Raw genomic sequence first — 16503 nt, forward strand, 5'->3', positions numbered from 1 at the left:
ACTTATCTCTCCTGGTGTGGTCTCTTATGGTACTGCGTCAGCGCCGGAGTGAACAGGGCTGAAGGCTGGCGGCGGGATCCACGCCCGGGTAAAGTCAAACCAGCCCAGTGAAGTCAGCCGCACACCTTCAACGCCCGCTGGTGCCAGTACCTGATAACGGTAGTTGAACAGCGGCAGCAGATAACCTTCGCTCATCAGCGTATGGAAAAGTTGCTGAACGGCGGACGAGCGTACGCTGTCGTCTGGCTCACGGGCGATCTGCTGAAGCGACTGACGAAAGCTGTCGCGCAGCGGCTGCCACAACCTGTCCTGCTCCAGCCAGTTCAGCAGGGTAAACTGCGGCGCGTCACCGATCAGCCGGTCGCCCATAATAATATCCGCTGCGGTGAGATCCTGCGCGTGGCCCCAGCTTTTTACCTCATGAAAGACGCAGCTCAGCTCACAGCCGTGTGAAGCCAGCAGCGTGACCAGCGCCTCCGCCATCACGTGCAGTTCAACCGGCAGATGGTAATGCAGGGTCAGTCGGGCGGGCAGGGCAACGGGGTCCGCCCCGGTCTGCGGAACCGGCCAGCCGGGCAGCAGCGAGTGACTCGGCGTAATCAATCCTTCTGCCAGCGGCAGCTGGCGGATCACATCGCTGCGCTGGATCAGCGCAATCAGCGTCCGGGCCTGAGCCGTACTGAAACGCAGCGAGGGGCGGGTCGCCAGATAGCAGAAGCCGCGGCTGATACTGCGGTCTACCGGCCGCAGCTGCTGCAGTTCGTCAGCATTGCCAATCGCAATCTGTACCGGATGCCGGCAGCTGTTGCCCTGTTCCGGCATAAACAGGGCAGGCGTGATCCAGTATTCAATACGCTGGATCAGCGCGCGCTGCAGATGCCAGCGCGCATAGCTCTCCAGCCGCAGCAGGGTCGGGGTAAACTGCACCAGCTGCCAGGGACCGCTGCCGGTTTGCGGGCTGTCGGGGTGCGGCAGCAGACAAAATTGATGAGCCAGCCGCTGCGGCAGCCAGTAGTCGGGCCGATGCAGCCGGATACGCAGCGTGAGCGGATGCGGCGCGTCAATCTGCGCCACGCTGGCAAGCAGCGCGCGGCCGTCGGGGCTGCGGATAATCTGCTGCAGGACCGCTGCCAGCTGCGCGGCATACAGCGGCTCGCCGTTATGCCAGCTGAGCTGCGGACGCAGCCAGAAGCTCCAGTTCAGTCCGCTGCTGTCATGCTGCCAGTGGTGCGCCAGATCGCCGCTGACGCGGTTGTTTTCTACGCGCGTCAGGCCAGAGAAAATCTGCCGGGCCAGATGCTGCTCAGCGCGACCGAGAGGCTGCAGGGGGGCCGGGAACGCGAGGGTACGATAATAAGGAATGCGCAGCACCGGCATACGATCCTGCCAGTGCCCGCCCATCAGTGGCTGCAGCAGCTGCAGCAGGCGTTCCGGCGGCAGATCAAGCGTCTGCAGCATCTGGATCGGTTCGCCCGCCAGTAGCTGGCGGTTAAGCAGCTGCTGGCGCAGCGTCTCCGGTGCGATCAGAAACTGCAGTTCACCCTGCTTACCGCGCCCCGGCTGGCTGCTCCAGCGGATCCAGCCCGCCTGCTGCCATTTTTTCAGCAGAGTACGCGCATGACGTTCGCTGCAGAAACAGCGCTGAGCCAGCATGGCAACGCTTAGTCGCTGCGTCTCTCCCTGGCTGGCGTGCCACAGCCGCTGAAACTGGCTGACACGATGAAGTTCACGCATAGTTAAACCCGGAACAGTTTTCAAAAAGTATTCACTATTCGTTCCGTAATTACCAGGCGATAGTAAAAGCATCCCCTGACAGGAGAACAGGCATGGCTCGTCTTGCAGCATTTGATATGGACGGCACGCTGCTGCTGCCCACGCATCAGTTAGGTAAAGAGACGCTGGAAACCCTGCATGCGCTGCAGCAGCGCAATGTGATTCTGGCTTTTGCCACCGGTCGCCATCTGCTGGATATGCAGGTGATCCGTACACAGATCACGCTGCCTGCCTGGCTGATAACCGGTAACGGCACGCGTATTCACGACCCGCAGGGCAACCAGCTGTATGGCTGCGATCTGCCAGCGGACGTCGCAGAGCAGGTCATGCGAACCCGCTGGGAAACGCCAGCCTCCATTCACCTGTTTACCGACGAGGGCTGGTTTACTGATAAGCCACTGCCTGGCGCGCTGGAGGCGCACTCGCTGAGCGGATTTAGCTATCAGCTGTGCGATCTGCAGCAGATGTCAGGAAATAACATCACCAAAATCTGTTTTATCGCACCCCACGAGATGCTGCTGGCGCTGCAGGAAGAGCTGCAGCAGGCGCTGGGCGCGCGTGCCACTATCTGTTTTTCCGCCTGGGACTGTCTTGAGGTTCTGCCGACAGGTTGCCATAAAGGCGCGGCGCTGGCGCGACTGTGCGAACATCTCGATCTGCCGCTGGCGGAGTGTATGGCCTTTGGTGATGCGATGAACGATCGCGAGATGCTGGAGCAGGTAGGTAAAGGCTTTGTTATGGGCAACGCGATGCATCAGCTTAAAGCCGCGCTGCCGCATTTGCCGGTTATCGGCCATTGCGAGACACAGGCGGTGTCTCACTATTTAAATCACTGGCTGACCACGCCCCACCTTGATTACTCCCCCCGGGGCTGAGTCTTGCCGTGAGCCGGACCGGATGTCCGGTTTTTTTATTGCAGCGCCTGCAGCCAGGGCTGAATATCGCCAATCTGCGCCGCAACCCACGCCGGGTTGTAATAGGTGTCAGGATAGCGTTCACCGCTGTCGCAGAGCAGCGTAACCAGCGCGCCCCGTTCACCGCTGGCGCGCATGCGTTTCGCCACCTGCATCATGCCCCAGAAGTTGGTGCCGGTTGAAGCGCCGGGGCGCCGCCCGAGGATCTGTTCCAGCCGCAGCATAGCCGCCAGCGTGGCGCCATCGGGGACTTTGATCATCTCATCAATCACGTCGGGCAGAAAAGAGGGTTCGACGCGCGGGCGACCGATTCCTTCAATCAGGCTGCCGCGTGCATTGCGCAAACTGCTGTCCCGGCTGTGCCAGTAGTCAAAAAATACCGAATGCTGCGGGTCAGTAACCAGCAGGCGGGTGGAGTAGCCCTGATAGCGAATATAGCGGCCCAGCGTGGCGGAAGTGCCGCCGGTGCCGGCGCTCATGATCAGCGTATGCGGCACCGGAAACGGCTCATGCGCCATCTGCCGGAAAATACTTTCAGCAATATTATTATTGCCGCGCCAGTCCGTCGCGCGCTCGGCATAGGTAAACTGATCCATAAAGTGGCCGTTGAGTTCACGCGCCAGCCGCTCAGACTCCGCGTAGAGCTGGCACGGATCAGCCACAAAATGGCACTCTCCGCCATAAAAACGGATCATCTCAATTTTGCGCTTTGCGGTACTGACCGGCATAACCGCGATAAACGGCAGGCCGAGCAGCCGGGCAAAGTAGGCTTCCGATACGGCAGTACTGCCGGATGACGCTTCAATAATCGGGGTTTTTTCACCGATCCAGCCATTAGCCAGTCCATACAGAAACAGCGAACGCGCAAGGCGATGTTTCAGGCTGCCGCTGGGGTGCGTGCTCTCATCTTTGAGATAGAAAAAGATGCCCGGGAAATCGTCCAGCGTAAAGCGGATCAGGTGTGTGTCAGCCGAGCGCTGGATATCAGCGTTGATCTCATTAATGGCGTGGCGGATCCAGGGGGTTTGCATGGCGATTCTCTCCGGTTTTCATTGCCGCCAGTGTACGGCACGGGCAGGAAAAAGAGGTTGCTAAAACCAGGGTATAATCGGCTTTTTAGAGAAAAATATTCTCCGGTGAGGCGTGATGATAGATAAAGTTGACCGTAAGCTGCTCGCCCTTTTGCAGAAGGATTGCACGCTATCGCTGCAGGCGCTGGCAGAGGCGGTCAATCTGACCACCACGCCCTGCTGGAAGCGCCTGAAAAAACTTGAAGATGACGGTATCATCCGGGCGCGCGTAGCGCTGCTGGATGGTGAAAAACTCGGTCTGTCACTGACCGCGTTTATGCTGATCAAAACGCAGCAGCACAGCAGCGAATGGTTCAGACAGTTTGTCGCCGTGGTTGAGCCAATGCCGGAAGTCATGGCGTTCTACCGTATGGCCGGTGAGTATGACTATCTGCTGCGAATACAGGTTGCGGATATGAAGAGCTACGACGCGTTTTATAAGCGGCTGGTGAATGGCGTGCCGGGCCTGATAGATGTCACCTCCAGCTTTGCGATGGAAGAGATTAAATATTCAACCGCGCTGCCCGTTGTGCCCTGAAGCGTAAATAAAGAGAGAGATTGTGCGATTATTCAGCCAGCTTAGTTGGTATTTCCTGCGTGAGTGGCGCCGCTATGCCGGTGCTGTCTGCCTGCTTATTATCATCGCTTTACTGCAGCTGATCCCGCCGCATCTGGTCGGCGTAATTGTCGATGGCGTCACGCAGCAGCGGCTCTCTGCCGGGCAGATTATGATGTGGATCGGCGTTATGTTGCTGACCGCCGTTATCGTTTATCTGCTGCGCTATGTCTGGCGCGTGCTGCTGTTTGGCGCCTCGTATCAGCTGGCGGTAGAGCTGCGCGAGGACTTTTATCGTCAGCTAAGCCGGCAGCATCCTGCGTTCTATCTGCGCCATCGCACCGGCGATCTCATCGCGCGCGCAACGAATGATGTCGACCGCGTTGTGTTTGCAGCGGGAGAGGGAGTGCTGACGCTGGTGGACTCCCTGGTCATGGGGCTGGTAGTGCTGGCGGTCATGAGTACGCAGATAAGCTGGCAGCTGACGCTGCTGGCGCTGATCCCGATGCCCTTTATGGCGCTGGCGATCCAGCGGGATGGTTCCCGGCTGCATCAGCGTTTTAAAGTTGCGCAGGCGGCGTTCTCCAGCCTTAACGATCAGACGCAGGAGAGCCTGACCAGCATCCGTATGATCAAAGCATTTGGACTGGAAGATCACCAGTCGCAGCAGTTTGCTGACATCGCCAGCGATACCGGGCGTAAAAATCTGCATGTTGCGCGGGTGGATGCGCGATTTGATCCCATTATTTACGTCGCCGTTGGCTTCTCCAACCTGCTGGCGATCGCAGGCGGCGGCTGGATGGTATGGCACGGTATCCTGACGCTGGGCCAGCTCACCAGTTTTGTGATGTATCTGGGGCTGATGATCTGGCCGATGCTGGCGCTGGCGTGGATGATCAACATCGTGGAGCGCGGCAGTGCGGCCTGGAGCCGTATTCGCGCGCTGCTGGCTGAAGCGCCAGCAGTGGCTGACGGCACCCTGACGTTACCGCCTGAGCCGGCTGTGCTGCAGCTCGCCATTGACGCCTTTCACTACCCGGGGACAGAAAATGCCGTACTGGAGGATATTCACGCGCAGCTGCAGCCAGGGCAGATGCTGGGATTATGTGGCCCGACCGGCTGCGGTAAAAGTACGCTGCTCAGTCTCATCCAGCGCCACTTCGATATCGATCGGGGAGAGATCCGCTACGGCGAGCTGCCGCTGGCGCAGCTGCAGCTGGACAGCTGGCGCAGCCGCCTGGCGGTAGTGAGCCAGACGCCGTTTCTGTTTTCTGACAGCGTGGCAAACAATCTGGCGCTGGGTCGTCCCGACGCCACGCAGCAGCAGATTGAGCAGGCGGCAAGAATGGCCTGCGTGCATGAGGATATTCTGCGCCTGCCGCAGGGCTATGAGACAGAGGTCGGAGAGCGTGGGGTCATGCTTTCGGGCGGACAGAAGCAGCGTATCGCGATTGCCCGTGCGCTGCTGCTGGAGGCGGAGATCCTGATTCTGGATGATGCGCTCTCTGCGGTAGATGGACGTACTGAACATGACATCCTGCATAACCTGCGCATCTGGGGAGAGAACCGTACGCTGATTATCAGCGCGCACCGTCTCTCGGCGTTAACGGAAGCGAGTGAAATTCTGGTGCTGCAGCAGGGGCGCGTTGCGCAGCGAGGCGATCATGACCAGCTGGCGGCGCAGCCGGGCTGGTACCGCGATATGTACCGCTATCAGCAGCTGGAAGCGGCGCTGGATGATGAGAGTGAAAACAAAGATGAAACCGCAACAGGAGCGCAGCATGGCTAAGTCGCAGCGGCTGTGGCCGACGCTGAAACGGCTGCTGGCATACGGAAAACCCTGGCGCCGCTCGCTGTGGCTGGCAACCGGTATGCTCTGGCTGGCGGCGGCGGCCGAGGTGACCGGCCCGGTGCTGGTCAGCTATTTTATCGATCGCCTGATCGCCAGACATCAGATGCCGTGGGGCATCGTGGCGGGATTACTGGTGAGTTTTATTCTGCTGCAGCTTATGGCGGCGGCGCTGCACTATTTTCAGGCGCTGCTGTTTAACCGTGCGGCAATCGGAGTGGTGCAGCAGCTGCGCGTTGATGTCATGAACGCGGCGCTGCGCCAGCCGCTGAGCGCGTTCGACACCCAGCCGGTGGGGCAGATTATTTCGCGCGTCACCAATGACACCGAGGTTATTAAAGATCTCTATGTCACCGTAGTCGCCACCGTGCTGCGCAGCGCCGCGCTGATTGGCGCGATGCTGGTCGCCATGTTTTCGCTCGACTGGCGTATGGCGCTGGTGGCGCTGGTTATTTTCCCGCTGGTGCTGACCGTGATGCTGATTTATCAGCGTTACAGTACCCCGATTGCCCGCCGGGTTCGCAGTTATCTGGCGGATATCAACAACGGCTTTAACGAAGTGATCAACGGCATGAGCGTGATCCAGCAGTTCCGGCAGCAGGCGCGTTTTGGGGCCCGCATGAGCGAAGCGAGTCGCGCCCATTATATGGCGCGCATGCAGACGCTGCGGCTGGACGGATTTCTGCTGCGTCCGCTGCTGAGCCTCTTTTCTGCACTGATTTTGTGCGGCCTGTTACTGCTATTCAGTTTTGCTTCACCCGGCGCATTTGAAGTCGGCGTGCTTTATGCCTTTATCACCTACCTGGGCCGGCTGAATGAGCCGCTGATCGAACTGACGACGCAGCAGTCGATGCTGCAGCAGGCGGTGGTATCGGGTGAGCGCATCTTTGAACTGGTTGATGCGCATCAGCAGGGGTATGGCAGCGAAAGTGCTCCGCTGCGTTCCGGAGAAATTGCGCTGCACGACGTCAGTTTCGCCTATCGCGACGATCGCGACGTGCTGAGCAATATCTCCTTTACCGTGCCGTCACGGGGCTTCGTTGCGCTGGTCGGGCATACCGGCAGCGGCAAGAGCACGCTGGCAAACCTGCTGATGGGTTACTATCCGGTAAAGCACGGATCGATTGTGCTGGACGGGCGTCCGGTCTCTTCGCTCTCGCACGATGCGCTGCGCACCGGCATTGCCATGGTGCAGCAGGATCCGGTGGTGCTGGCCGATACGCTGCTGGCTAACGTACAGCTGGGGCGGGCGATCCCTGAAGAGCGGGTGTGGCAGGCGCTGGAGAGCGTGCAGCTCGCTACGCTGGCCCGTGCGCTGCCGGACGGTATCCATACGCGACTGGGAGAGCAGGGCAATACGCTTTCGGTCGGGCAGAAACAGCTGCTGGCGCTGGCTCGCGTGCTGGTCGCGCCGCCGCAGATCCTGATCCTCGATGAAGCTACCGCGAACATCGATTCCGGCACCGAGCAGGCGATTCAGCAGGCGCTGCGCACCCTGCGCCAGCACAGCACGCTGGTGGTCATTGCGCACCGGCTCTCGACGATTATGGAGGCGGAACAAATCCTGGTGTTACATCGCGGCCATATTGCCGAGCGCGGTACGCATACAGAGCTACTGGCGCAGCAGGGGCGCTACTGGCAGATGTATCAGCTGCAGCAGGCTGGCGAGCAGCTGGCGGCCGGCGCATCCGCCTGAGTTGCACCTTTTTTGTTCATCCTGACCCGTTCTTTTCTCGCTTCTGCACCTCTTTGACGCCCTGAGCACCAAAGAGGTGCAGCCCCCCGTACCCTTCTTTCTCTCCGGCAATGCCGCCCCGCGCTGAGCCTGTACCGCCGCCGCGTTAAACCGCGTTTTGCACTTCTGGCACACCCTTTGCTTCAACCACTGCGTATACATCGCGCAGTTGTGTTTAATCCGGAGGGGACGTATGAAGCTGGTTACCGTGGTAATCAAACCATTCAAGCTGGAGGATGTCCGTGAGGCACTATCCTCCATTGGCATTCAGGGGCTGACGGTATCTGAAGTTAAAGGGTTCGGCCGTCAGAAAGGACATGCCGAACTCTATCGCGGGGCCGAGTACAGCGTTAACTTCCTGCCAAAAGTAAAAATCGATATCGCGATTGCAGATGACCAGCTGGATGAAGTGGTTGATGTCATCAGTAAAGCGGCCTACACCGGCAAAATTGGCGATGGCAAAATCTTCGTTGCTGAGCTGCAGCGGGTGATCCGTATCCGTACCGGTGAAACTGACGAAGCGGCGCTCTGATCCGGATTCTGACTTGAGATGGGATGAAAAAAATGAAAAAAATGATGATGAAACTGGGCCTTGCCAGCCTGGCGCTGTTACCCACTCTGACGCTGGCTGCTGCCCCTGCGGTCGCAGATAAAGCGGACAACGCCTTTATGATGATTTGTACCGCGCTGGTACTTTTTATGACAATTCCCGGCATCGCGCTGTTTTATGGCGGCCTGATCCGCGGTAAAAATGTCTTGTCCATGCTCACACAGGTTGCCGTAACCTTTGCCCTGGTCTGCGTATTGTGGGTTGTGTATGGCTACTCGTTAGCCTTTAGCGAAGGCAACGCCTTTTTCGGCAACTTCCAGTGGGTGATGCTGAAAAACATCGAGCTGAAAGCCGTTATGGGCAGCTTTTATCAATATATTCACGTCGCGTTCCAGGCGTCGTTTGCCTGTATTACCGTCGGATTGATCGTGGGCGCGCTGGCTGAGCGTATTCGCTTCTCAGCGGTGCTGATTTTCGTCGGCGTCTGGCTGACGCTCTCCTATCTGCCGATTGCGCATATGGTGTGGGGCGGCGGTTATCTGGCACAGGATGGCGCGCTGGACTTTGCCGGCGGCACCGTGGTGCATATCAACGCCGCTGTCGCGGGGCTGGTGGGCGCGTATCTGGTCGGAAAGCGTGCCGGTTTTGGCAAAGAGGCGTTTAAACCGCATAACCTGCCGATGGTGTTTCTCGGTACGGCCATTCTCTACGTCGGCTGGTTTGGCTTTAACGCCGGTTCAGCGTCATCGGCGAACGAAATTGCTGCGCTGGCGTTTGTGAACACCGTTGTCGCTACCGCCGGTGCGGTGCTCTCCTGGGTCTTTGGTGAGTGGGCGCTGCGCGGTAAGCCTTCGCTGCTGGGTGCCTGCTCCGGCTTTATCGCCGGCCTGGTCGCCATTACGCCAGCCTGTGGCTACGTGGGCGTTGGCGGCGCACTGATCATCGGTCTGGCGGGCGGACTCGCGGGCATCTGGGGCGTTACGACGCTGAAAAGATGGCTGCGCGTCGATGATCCCTGCGATGTGTTTGGCGTGCACGGCGTGTGCGGCATCCTCGGCTGCATCCTGACCGGCGTCTTCGCCTCCAGCTCACTGGGTGGCGTTGGCTATGCGGAAGGCGTCACTATGGGGCATCAGGTCTGGGTCCAGATATTCAGCTGTATCGTTACCGTAGTCTGGTCCGGCGTGGTGGCCTTTATCGGCTTCAAGCTGGCGGATGTGATTGTCGGCCTGCGCGTACCGGAAGAGCAGGAGCGTGAAGGTCTGGATGTAAACAGCCACGGCGAAAACGCATATAACCAGTAAGCTAAAAATGAAGAAAAGGGGCGACCAGGTCGCCCCTTTTTTTATGCGTCGCGCTGACGCATAACACCTTCCTGTACCGTGGTCGCCACCAGCGTACCCTCCTGCGTATAGAACTCGCCGCGTACAAAGCCGCGCGCGCCAGAGGCAGACGTGCTCACCACGCTGTAAAGCAGCCATTCTGAGAGATCGAACGGGCGGTGAAACCACATCGAGTGATCGATCGTGGCCACCTGCATATCCGCTTCCAGGAACCCTTTGCCGTGCGGCTGCAGCGCCACCGGCAAAAAGTTAAGGTCGGAGGCGTAGCCCAGCACATATTGATGGATGCGACGATCGGCAGGCATCTGGCCATTGGCGCGCACCCAGACCTGGCGCACCGGCTCAGCCACGTGGCCCTTAAGCGGGTTGTGGATCTGAACCGGGCGGATATCCAGCGGTCGCTCAGCGAGAAACTTCTCTTTGAGCTTCAGCGGCAGGTGCGCGGCGAGTTTTTGCGCCAGATCGCGTTCAGAGGGCAGTTCATCCGGACCCGGTATCGGGGGCATGCTGTTCTGATGCTCAAACCCGGTTTCAGGCGCCTGAAATGAGGCGGTCATATAGAAAATAGGCTGACCATTCTGGACTGCGCTGACGCGGCGCGCGCTGAAGCTTTTACCGTCGCGCAGCGTTTCAACATCGTAAATAATCGCTTTATGGCTGTCGCCGGGACGCAGAAAATAGCTATGAAATGAATGAATAATGCGATCTTCCGGCACCGTCTGTTTAGCAGCATAGAGCGCCTGGCCCACCACCTGACCGCCAAACACCTGACGCAGACCGAGATCTTCACTCTGCCCGCGGAACAGGCCTTCTTCCAGTTTTTCCAGATTTAATAGCGTAAGCAGGTTAGTCAGCGCCTGGCTCATAATCATGTCCTCATCAGCAGATATGGCGCAAGTGTGAAAGATCCGACCAGTTTGCGCAACGGATTTGCGCTGATTTCTGATGACGGGCGACGCGCCAGGCGCAATGCGGATTTCTGTGCCAGAATTAAGAGCAATCGGCGGTTGAAATGCCAGCTAAAAAATTAACCGCCGACAATCATAGTGTTCATAAGGAGACGACATCGATGAAACTTTGGCAGGTTATTAGCGGTATGACACTGGCGGCGGCGATTACAGGGTGTGCTGACCACAGCAAACCGGTTCCGACGCCTACGCTTGGCTCGGCGGTTGCCAGCCAGCAGTCGGCCATCAAGCAGCCTAACGTAAGCGGTTCTGTTTATATCCGTCAGCGCATCGCGCTGCCGCCGGATGCAGTACTGACCGTTACGCTGGCAGATGCGTCGCTGGCGGACGCGCCTTCTAAAGTGCTGGCACAGCGTGCCGTGCGTACCGAAGGCAAACAGTCACCGTTCCAGTTTATTCTGCCCTTTAATCCGGCAGACATTAAGCCAGACGCGCGCATTCTGCTGAGCGCAGCCATCACTATGGATGGCAAACTGGCGTTTGTTACGGACACGGTAAAGCCAGTGATCAATCAGGGCGGCACCAAAGCTGAACTGCTGCTGGTGCCAGTTGCCAATCGCGCAATGCCGACGCAGCCGGGTGCCGCTACCACGGTTCCGTCGACGTCGCCTACTCAGGTAACGCCATCGGCTTCAGTACCGGCGCCGACCAGCCTGTAATCTGCAGCATCAGCAGGCCCGCAACGGGCCTGCTGATTAAATTTCCCAGCGATAGCGTGCCATATCAATCCCGCCTTCCTCACTGACAACGACGCCTTCAGCCTCCAGCGCATCGCGCTGACGCAGCAGATCGTCACCCTGCAGGGAAATCTGTCCGTAACGGTTAACAACGCGATGCCAGGGCAGCGTGCTTTCCGGCGGCAGGCGACGCAGTACACCGCCGACCTGACGCGCAGCGCGCGGTGAACCGGCGAGTAAGGCGATATCACCGTAGGTGGTTACCTGACCGCGCGGTATTGCGGCCACGATGTGCCACACGCGTGCGGCAAAATTCAGTGAATCATTCATTATCGGGAGTAAGAAACAGAGGGAAACCAGAAGCAGGGTAGCTGACAGAGTACGCCTGTTCAAGAAAACAACGGTTGTCTGGCTCACCCTTGCAATTGCACAGGCGTTCGCTGATAATGCCCCCGCTCTCCGAAAAGAGAGCACTCAATGGAGGCCCTGTTGGTTCTCCCGCAACGCTAACTTGTGAACTCGGTCAGGTCCGGAAGGAAGCAGCCGCAGCAGGCGACGCGTGTGCCGGGATGTAGCTGGCAGGGCCTCCACCCATTTCGGGCCAGCAAATAGCCGCGCCTCTCCAGGATTTTACGGCACTCCCTTGCCTTATTCCGCTTCAGTCACTCAACAGCACTGCACGCTTTATCAGCGAACATATTTCCACACAGAGCCTGGCACTTTATCGTAAAGCTTGTTCATGGTCAGTTCAGCAAGGCGATGATCTGCTGCTGAATAGAATACTGCCAGTTCGCTATCCGGTAATTCATACTTATTTTTTTCGATGACCCGTTCAAGGGTATCAATTGAACGACAACGACGCAGACGCATCAAATAGTCGGTCTTGGTCAGGGTTTGATTGCTCATGAAAAAAATCTTCTCACTCTGATGCTAAAAGGAATGGCTCGGTTGCTGAAGATAAGCACACTCTTCGGCGAAAATATTAAATAAGCGTTTAGCGGATCGCTGCCAGCGCTGAAGATCCTTTGCATTGATACTGTAACTGCTAAAAAGCATAAAGGTATCATCAAGATATTCATCGATTTGAGAAATCAGCGACTCGTCTTCGGTATGCTTAATTTTGTAATTCATTGTGAAAGAGGCGATATGCTCAATAAAATCGTTGAGCTGTAAATTAGCAGAGGAGGCAGGGTCGTTAACCCAGTCGCGATGATTTTCACTCAGGGTAGCCATACTCTCGTCATACAGGTTTTCACATAAGAATTTAAGCTGGGCAATATCATGCCGTTTCGGTGAGTATTCGTCCATCTTTTTCCCTCCATAGCGAGCACAGGAGCCGCAACGCGGCGAGATTTAAAAGAGCTACCAGGGAGCGATCACGAATAAAAATAATTCAGCGACCTGTTAAATGTAATCCACAATCATTAGTTTTGCTCAACTCAATTACCAAATATTACAATTCATCAGCAGGGGAGAGGCGCGTATTGTCAATCACATCAAACACCAGCGCACCGGGCTTTATGTGGAACATAACTTCTTCATGTCGGGTAAAGGTTTCGTTCAAATCGAGGCAGGGATTAAATAAATCCCAGGAAAATTCATAAAGCATTTTAAAACTATCTGGATTAATGGTTTTAATAGATAGCACCTGAAAACTTTCAGGAACTAATTGAGCACTTTGCGAATACCAGTCTAACTCTCCGGCCAGCGCTTCAGCTATTTTAAGAATATTCCCCTGGATGACGCTGCGAAGTTTGTCACAGTCATGTTCATCTGCCGCAACGTCCACATTAATAATAGCCTGCATAGCGTATTCCGTAAAAAAAGATCGTACCGCTATCATTGAGTCTTGCTGGTTGTAATGCAAGCAGGCGATTAACGCTACCAGCGATTATTGCGATGGGTGATGCCACTGGCGATCTGCCCGGTGCACGGACGATCAATTTTTGAAACACTTCTTTGCACGCGCGTCACCGCTAAATCCAGTAGCATATTGTTATGTTATAACATAATGGTGGGCGCGATGCGCAACAGCGGTCTGTTACTTTCCGTCGGCAGTCGTCTGATGGTTGTCATGATACTTATTACTCTGCTAATGCTCTGCGTCTTCTGGGGCACCACGGCATGATCCACTTTAATCAGCTCCAGGTTGGCTATCGCGGGCAGGCGATAACCGCGATCCCCGACGGAAAACTGGCTGCCGGCAGTATGACCGCGCTGACCGGCGCAAACGGCAGCGGCAAGTCAACCCTGCTGAAAACGCTGGCTGGCGTAATTGCACCGGTCTCCGGCTCCTGCCCGATCGGCGTGCCCGCCAGCGCTATTGGCTGGCTGCCACAGCGTAGCGAACTGGAGACGCGTTTTCCGCTTACGGTGTATGAACTGGTTGCCACCGGCTGCTGGCCGCGCTGCGGCTGGTTTGGCGGCATTAACCGGGCGCTGCGCAGAGAGATCGACGCCGCGCTGGACGCCGTACAGATGCGGGCGTTTGCTGATGCGCAGCCTGCCACGCTCTCTGGCGGCCAGCTGCAGCGGGTCCTTTTTGCCCGGCTTCTGATGCAGCAGAGCCGGGTCTGGCTGCTGGATGAACCTTTCAGCGCTATCGATGCATCCACCACTACTCTGCTGATGGCGCTGCTCCGGCAGCAGCAGCAGCAGGGCACGACGCTGCTGGTGGTCCTGCACGACAGGCCGCTGGTCAGCCGCTACTTCAGCGCAGAATTGTCGCTGAACCACTCGCCAGAGAGAGTGCAGGTGACGTCATGACGCTGCTGCAGCCTTTTATCGAATTTGGCTTTATGCGTCGCGCGCTGGTGGCCTGTGTTGCGCTGGCGCTGAGCGCCACTCCGCTGGGCGTATTTCTGTCACTGCGCCGGATGAGCCTGATAGGCGATGCGCTATCGCATGCGATCTTGCCGGGTGCAGCGGTTGGCTACCTGCTCTCAGGTCTGTCGCTGGTGGCAATGGGCGCAGGCGGACTGCTGGCGGGGCTGGTGGTGGCGCTGCTCTCCGGTGCCGTCAGTCGTTACACCCCGTTAAAAGAGGATGCCAGCTTTTCCGGATTTTATCTTGGCTCGCTGGCGCTGGGGGTCACGCTGGTTTCGCTGCGCGGCTCCAGTGTGGATCTGCTGCACGTGCTGTTTGGTTCACTGCTGGCAGTCGACACTCGTGCGCTGGTTCTGGTTGCCGCTATCGCCACGTTCACGCTGCTGACGCTGGCGCTGATTTTCCGCCCGCTGGTCATTGACGCCTTCGATCCCGACTTTTTGCGGGTGCAGAACCGCTGGAGCGCACCGCTGGTACAGGGGCTTTTTCTGCTGCTGGTCGTACTGAACCTGGTTGCTGGCTTTCAGATTCTGGGAACGCTGATGTCCGTCGGGCTGATGATGCTGCCCGCTACCAGCGCCCGCTTCTGGAGCCGTCGGCTCACCCCATTGCTGTTTATCGCTATGCTGCTGGCAATCGCTGCTGCGCTAAGCGGGCTGATGCTCTCCTGGTACTACTCACTGCCTGCCGGACCAGCCGTGGTGCTGAGTGCCGCCGGGCTGTTTCTGCTCTCTGTTCTGACAGGGCCATGCGGCGGCGTGCTGCGTCGTCGTTAATATACTGATAAGGGGATACAAATGAAGTTTATTGCACTGAGCCTGATAACCAGCGCGATGCTGGTCAGCCCGTTTACGCAGGCCGGTACTATCAACACGGTAGCCAGTTTTACCGTGCTGGCCGATATCGTAAAACAGGTTGGCGGCGATCATGTGCGTGTCACCTCGCTGGTCGGGCCGGATGGCGATCCGCATACCTTTGAGCCTTCGCCACAGGATAGCCAGGCGCTGGCGCAGGCCAGCGTGGTGTTTGTCAGCGGTCTCGGTCTGGAAGGGTGGATGGATCGGCTGATAACGGCTTCAGGCTATCGCGGCGATGTGGTGGTGGCATCGAGCGGCATCAGCACGCGTACCATGGAAGAGGAGGGCAGTACCGTTACCGATCCGCACGCCTGGAACAATCTGCAGAACGGTGAAATTTATGCGCGTAACGTAATGCAGGCGTTGATAAAAGCCGATCCGCAGGACGCCGCCGACATCCGGCGCAGCGGCGAGCGCTACATTCAGCAGCTGCAGCAGCTCGACAGCTGGGCTAAATCTGCATTTGACGCCGTGCCGCGCAGCGCGCGCAAAGTGCTGACCAGCCACGACGCCTTTGGCTACTTCGGACAGCGTTATGGCGTTACCTTCCTGGCACCGGTCGGCTTTTCCACGGAAGCAGAAGCCAGCGCCAGCGACGTTGCGCAGATTATTAAGCAGCTCAGGCGTGAGCATATTCACCGCTACTTTATTGAAAATCAGACCGACCCGCGCCTGGTTAAACAGATAGCCAGTGAATCGGGGGCGCAGCCCGGCGGCGAACTCTATCCGGAGGCGCTCTCCGCTGCTGGCGGTCCGGCTGCGACCTATACGGCAGCATTTCGGCATAACGCGGAAGCGATGCTGAAAAGCATGCAATAAAAAAGGCCGGGGAGCATCCCGGCCAAACTCTCACAACGCATTAACGCTTTTTCTTTCTTCCCTGAACCGCTTTGAAACGTGGATTGGATTTGCAAATCACATAAATACGGCCTTTACGTCGTACCACTTTGCAATCCCGGTGGCGGGTTTTAGCCGACCGAAGTGAACTCAAGACCTGCATCGTACTGCTCCTTTATTTGGTGCGCGTCAGGAAGCTGCCAAAGCGCTTGTTGAAGCGCGCCGCGCTGCCCTCTTTGGCGAACTCTTTTTGTTTGCCGGTATAATAAACGTGCGATTTGGAGGAGACATCCAGCGTCACGTAGGGCAGAACCTCGCCTTCAAACTCGATGGTGCGTTCAGTTTTAATGGTTGATCCCACTTTAAAATACTCATCAGCGGTAGTGTCATGGAACAGAACCGGACGATAGTGCGGATGGATATCAGGCTTCATATGACGATTCCTATGTAATGTTATAATATAACAATATTATGCGCCCGTTATGGCGCGATTGCAACCGTCATCAGGCACCATAAAAAAAGGCCGCATCTGCGGCCTTTTTCATTAA

The 16503-nt window shown here is 57.4% G+C and carries 19 protein-coding genes and 1 other RNA gene; 11 read left to right on the plus strand and 9 right to left on the minus strand.

Annotation, left to right across the window (positions count from 1 at the left end; genetic code table 11):
- Positions 1 to 24: 24 nt before the first annotated feature.
- Positions 25 to 1734 (minus strand): SgrR family transcriptional regulator, encoded by a 1710-nt coding sequence (locus tag B4056_RS03710; protein ID WP_113654928.1) that lies wholly within the window; start codon positions 1732 to 1734, stop codon positions 25 to 27.
- A gap of 92 nt (positions 1735 to 1826) precedes the next feature.
- Between B4056_RS03710 and cof the strand changes: the two genes are divergently transcribed.
- Positions 1827 to 2648 carry an HMP-PP phosphatase gene (cof, locus tag B4056_RS03715; protein ID WP_094111504.1) on the plus strand — a complete coding sequence of 274 codons (822 nt, stop codon included), beginning with the start codon at positions 1827 to 1829 and terminating at the stop codon, positions 2646 to 2648.
- 35 nt (positions 2649 to 2683) lie between these two features.
- On the opposite strand, the gene B4056_RS03720 is transcribed toward cof, so the two are convergent.
- Positions 2684 to 3718: a PLP-dependent cysteine synthase family protein gene (locus tag B4056_RS03720; RefSeq protein ID WP_039382995.1), complete on the minus strand. Its 1035-nt coding sequence runs from the start codon at positions 3716 to 3718 to the stop codon at positions 2684 to 2686.
- A 115-nt stretch (positions 3719 to 3833) separates the two neighbouring features.
- On the opposite strand from B4056_RS03720, the gene B4056_RS03725 reads away from it, so the two are divergent.
- The 5 genes from B4056_RS03725 to amtB all read left to right on the plus strand — a co-directional run bounded on the left by B4056_RS03725 (position 3834) and on the right by amtB (position 9751).
- The gene (locus B4056_RS03725; RefSeq protein ID WP_039382996.1) at positions 3834 to 4295 is read left to right on the plus strand and encodes an Lrp/AsnC family transcriptional regulator; all 462 of its coding nucleotides are present in this window, start codon (positions 3834 to 3836) and stop codon (positions 4293 to 4295) included.
- A gap of 22 nt (positions 4296 to 4317) precedes the next feature.
- Positions 4318 to 6102: a SmdA family multidrug ABC transporter permease/ATP-binding protein gene (locus B4056_RS03730; RefSeq protein ID WP_288653880.1), complete on the plus strand. Its 1785-nt coding sequence runs from the start codon at positions 4318 to 4320 to the stop codon at positions 6100 to 6102.
- On the plus strand, positions 6095 to 7858 hold the full coding sequence (locus tag B4056_RS03735) for a SmdB family multidrug efflux ABC transporter permease/ATP-binding protein (protein WP_039382998.1): 1764 nt from the start codon (positions 6095 to 6097) through the stop codon (positions 7856 to 7858). Before B4056_RS03730 ends, B4056_RS03735 begins: the two co-directional genes overlap by 8 nt.
- A 232-nt stretch (positions 7859 to 8090) precedes the next feature.
- Positions 8091 to 8429 carry a P-II family nitrogen regulator gene (gene glnK / locus B4056_RS03740; RefSeq protein WP_003850469.1) on the plus strand — a complete coding sequence of 113 codons (339 nt, stop codon included), beginning with the start codon at positions 8091 to 8093 and terminating at the stop codon, positions 8427 to 8429.
- Positions 8430 to 8461: 32 nt separating this feature from the next.
- Positions 8462 to 9751, plus strand: coding sequence for an ammonium transporter AmtB (amtB, locus tag B4056_RS03745; protein WP_071669033.1), 1290 nt, complete (start codon positions 8462 to 8464; stop codon positions 9749 to 9751).
- Between the two features lie 41 nt (positions 9752 to 9792).
- On the opposite strand, the gene tesB is transcribed toward amtB, so the two are convergent.
- On the minus strand, positions 9793 to 10656 hold the full coding sequence (tesB, locus tag B4056_RS03750; RefSeq protein WP_288653883.1) for an acyl-CoA thioesterase II: 864 nt from the start codon (positions 10654 to 10656) through the stop codon (positions 9793 to 9795).
- Positions 10657 to 10859: 203 nt separating this feature from the next.
- Here tesB and B4056_RS03755 point away from each other — a divergent pair, with 203 nt between their 5' ends.
- Positions 10860 to 11417 (plus strand): YbaY family lipoprotein, encoded by a 558-nt coding sequence (locus tag B4056_RS03755; RefSeq protein WP_039383000.1) that lies wholly within the window; start codon positions 10860 to 10862, stop codon positions 11415 to 11417.
- Positions 11418 to 11453: 36 nt separating this feature from the next.
- Here B4056_RS03755 and B4056_RS03760 read toward each other — a convergent pair whose 3' ends face one another.
- Positions 11454 to 11765, minus strand: a complete 312-nt coding sequence (locus B4056_RS03760; protein ID WP_039383001.1) for an MGMT family protein — start codon at positions 11763 to 11765, stop codon at positions 11454 to 11456.
- Between the two features lie 157 nt (positions 11766 to 11922).
- On the opposite strand from B4056_RS03760, the gene ffs reads away from it, so the two are divergent.
- An RNA gene (gene ffs / locus B4056_RS03765) (signal recognition particle sRNA small type) lies at positions 11923 to 12019 on the plus strand.
- 103 nt (positions 12020 to 12122) lie between these two features.
- On the opposite strand, the gene B4056_RS03770 is transcribed toward ffs, so the two are convergent.
- The 3 genes from B4056_RS03770 to B4056_RS03780 all read right to left on the minus strand — a co-directional run bounded on the left by B4056_RS03770 (position 12123) and on the right by B4056_RS03780 (position 13242).
- Positions 12123 to 12341 carry an HHA domain-containing protein gene (locus B4056_RS03770; protein ID WP_039383002.1) on the minus strand — a complete coding sequence of 73 codons (219 nt, stop codon included), beginning with the start codon at positions 12339 to 12341 and terminating at the stop codon, positions 12123 to 12125.
- 24 nt (positions 12342 to 12365) lie between these two features.
- Positions 12366 to 12743, minus strand: a complete 378-nt coding sequence (tomB, locus tag B4056_RS03775) for an Hha toxicity modulator TomB (protein ID WP_039383003.1) — start codon at positions 12741 to 12743, stop codon at positions 12366 to 12368.
- A 145-nt stretch (positions 12744 to 12888) separates the two neighbouring features.
- Positions 12889 to 13242: a hypothetical protein gene (locus B4056_RS03780; protein WP_039385744.1), complete on the minus strand. Its 354-nt coding sequence runs from the start codon at positions 13240 to 13242 to the stop codon at positions 12889 to 12891.
- A gap of 317 nt (positions 13243 to 13559) precedes the next feature.
- Here B4056_RS03780 and B4056_RS03785 point away from each other — a divergent pair, with 317 nt between their 5' ends.
- From B4056_RS03785 to B4056_RS03795, 3 genes are read left to right on the plus strand one after another with little or no spacing between them, the layout of a single operon-like run.
- A complete protein-coding gene (locus B4056_RS03785; protein ID WP_288653886.1) occupies positions 13560 to 14201 on the plus strand; it encodes a metal ABC transporter ATP-binding protein in 642 nt (213 codons plus the stop codon).
- Positions 14198 to 15037, plus strand: coding sequence for a metal ABC transporter permease (locus B4056_RS03790; RefSeq protein WP_094111507.1), 840 nt, complete (start codon positions 14198 to 14200; stop codon positions 15035 to 15037). Before B4056_RS03785 ends, B4056_RS03790 begins: the two co-directional genes overlap by 4 nt.
- Before the next feature lie 21 nt (positions 15038 to 15058).
- A complete protein-coding gene (locus B4056_RS03795) occupies positions 15059 to 15937 on the plus strand; it encodes a metal ABC transporter substrate-binding protein (RefSeq protein ID WP_094111508.1) in 879 nt (292 codons plus the stop codon).
- A gap of 40 nt (positions 15938 to 15977) precedes the next feature.
- Here B4056_RS03795 and ykgO read toward each other — a convergent pair whose 3' ends face one another.
- Positions 15978 to 16118 carry a type B 50S ribosomal protein L36 gene (gene ykgO, locus B4056_RS03800; protein ID WP_094111509.1) on the minus strand — a complete coding sequence of 47 codons (141 nt, stop codon included), beginning with the start codon at positions 16116 to 16118 and terminating at the stop codon, positions 15978 to 15980.
- A gap of 12 nt (positions 16119 to 16130) precedes the next feature.
- Positions 16131 to 16388 (minus strand): type B 50S ribosomal protein L31, encoded by a 258-nt coding sequence (locus tag B4056_RS03805; RefSeq protein ID WP_039383008.1) that lies wholly within the window; start codon positions 16386 to 16388, stop codon positions 16131 to 16133.
- Positions 16389 to 16503 lie beyond the last annotated feature (115 nt).

Origin of the sequence: Pantoea sp. UBA7232 (assembly GCF_002473195.1) — a bacterium.
Classification (GTDB): Bacteria; Pseudomonadota; Gammaproteobacteria; order Enterobacterales; family Enterobacteriaceae; genus Pantoea; species Pantoea eucrina.

Excerpts from the sequence above, each read along its gene's own strand:
- B4056_RS03710 (WP_113654928.1), bottom strand. The coding sequence starts at position 1,734 with ATGCGTGAACTTCATCGTGTCAGCCAGTTTCAGCGGCTGTGGCACGCC.
- cof (WP_094111504.1), top strand. The coding sequence starts at position 1,827 with ATGGCTCGTCTTGCAGCATTTGATATGGACGGCACGCTGCTGCTGCCC.
- B4056_RS03720 (WP_039382995.1), bottom strand. The coding sequence starts at position 3,718 with ATGCAAACCCCCTGGATCCGCCACGCCATTAATGAGATCAACGCTGAT.
- B4056_RS03725 (WP_039382996.1), top strand. The coding sequence starts at position 3,834 with ATGATAGATAAAGTTGACCGTAAGCTGCTCGCCCTTTTGCAGAAGGAT.
- B4056_RS03735 (WP_039382998.1), top strand. The coding sequence starts at position 6,095 with ATGGCTAAGTCGCAGCGGCTGTGGCCGACGCTGAAACGGCTGCTGGCA.
- glnK (WP_003850469.1), top strand. The coding sequence starts at position 8,091 with ATGAAGCTGGTTACCGTGGTAATCAAACCATTCAAGCTGGAGGATGTC.
- amtB (WP_071669033.1), top strand. The coding sequence starts at position 8,462 with ATGAAAAAAATGATGATGAAACTGGGCCTTGCCAGCCTGGCGCTGTTA.
- tesB (WP_288653883.1), bottom strand. The coding sequence starts at position 10,656 with ATGAGCCAGGCGCTGACTAACCTGCTTACGCTATTAAATCTGGAAAAA.
- B4056_RS03755 (WP_039383000.1), top strand. The coding sequence starts at position 10,860 with ATGAAACTTTGGCAGGTTATTAGCGGTATGACACTGGCGGCGGCGATT.
- B4056_RS03760 (WP_039383001.1), bottom strand. The coding sequence starts at position 11,765 with ATGAATGATTCACTGAATTTTGCCGCACGCGTGTGGCACATCGTGGCC.
- B4056_RS03770 (WP_039383002.1), bottom strand. The coding sequence starts at position 12,341 with ATGAGCAATCAAACCCTGACCAAGACCGACTATTTGATGCGTCTGCGT.
- tomB (WP_039383003.1), bottom strand. The coding sequence starts at position 12,743 with ATGGACGAATACTCACCGAAACGGCATGATATTGCCCAGCTTAAATTC.
- B4056_RS03780 (WP_039385744.1), bottom strand. The coding sequence starts at position 13,242 with ATGCAGGCTATTATTAATGTGGACGTTGCGGCAGATGAACATGACTGT.
- B4056_RS03785 (WP_288653886.1), top strand. The coding sequence starts at position 13,560 with ATGATCCACTTTAATCAGCTCCAGGTTGGCTATCGCGGGCAGGCGATA.
- B4056_RS03790 (WP_094111507.1), top strand. The coding sequence starts at position 14,198 with ATGACGCTGCTGCAGCCTTTTATCGAATTTGGCTTTATGCGTCGCGCG.
- B4056_RS03795 (WP_094111508.1), top strand. The coding sequence starts at position 15,059 with ATGAAGTTTATTGCACTGAGCCTGATAACCAGCGCGATGCTGGTCAGC.
- ykgO (WP_094111509.1), bottom strand. The coding sequence starts at position 16,118 with ATGCAGGTCTTGAGTTCACTTCGGTCGGCTAAAACCCGCCACCGGGAT.
- B4056_RS03805 (WP_039383008.1), bottom strand. The coding sequence starts at position 16,388 with ATGAAGCCTGATATCCATCCGCACTATCGTCCGGTTCTGTTCCATGAC.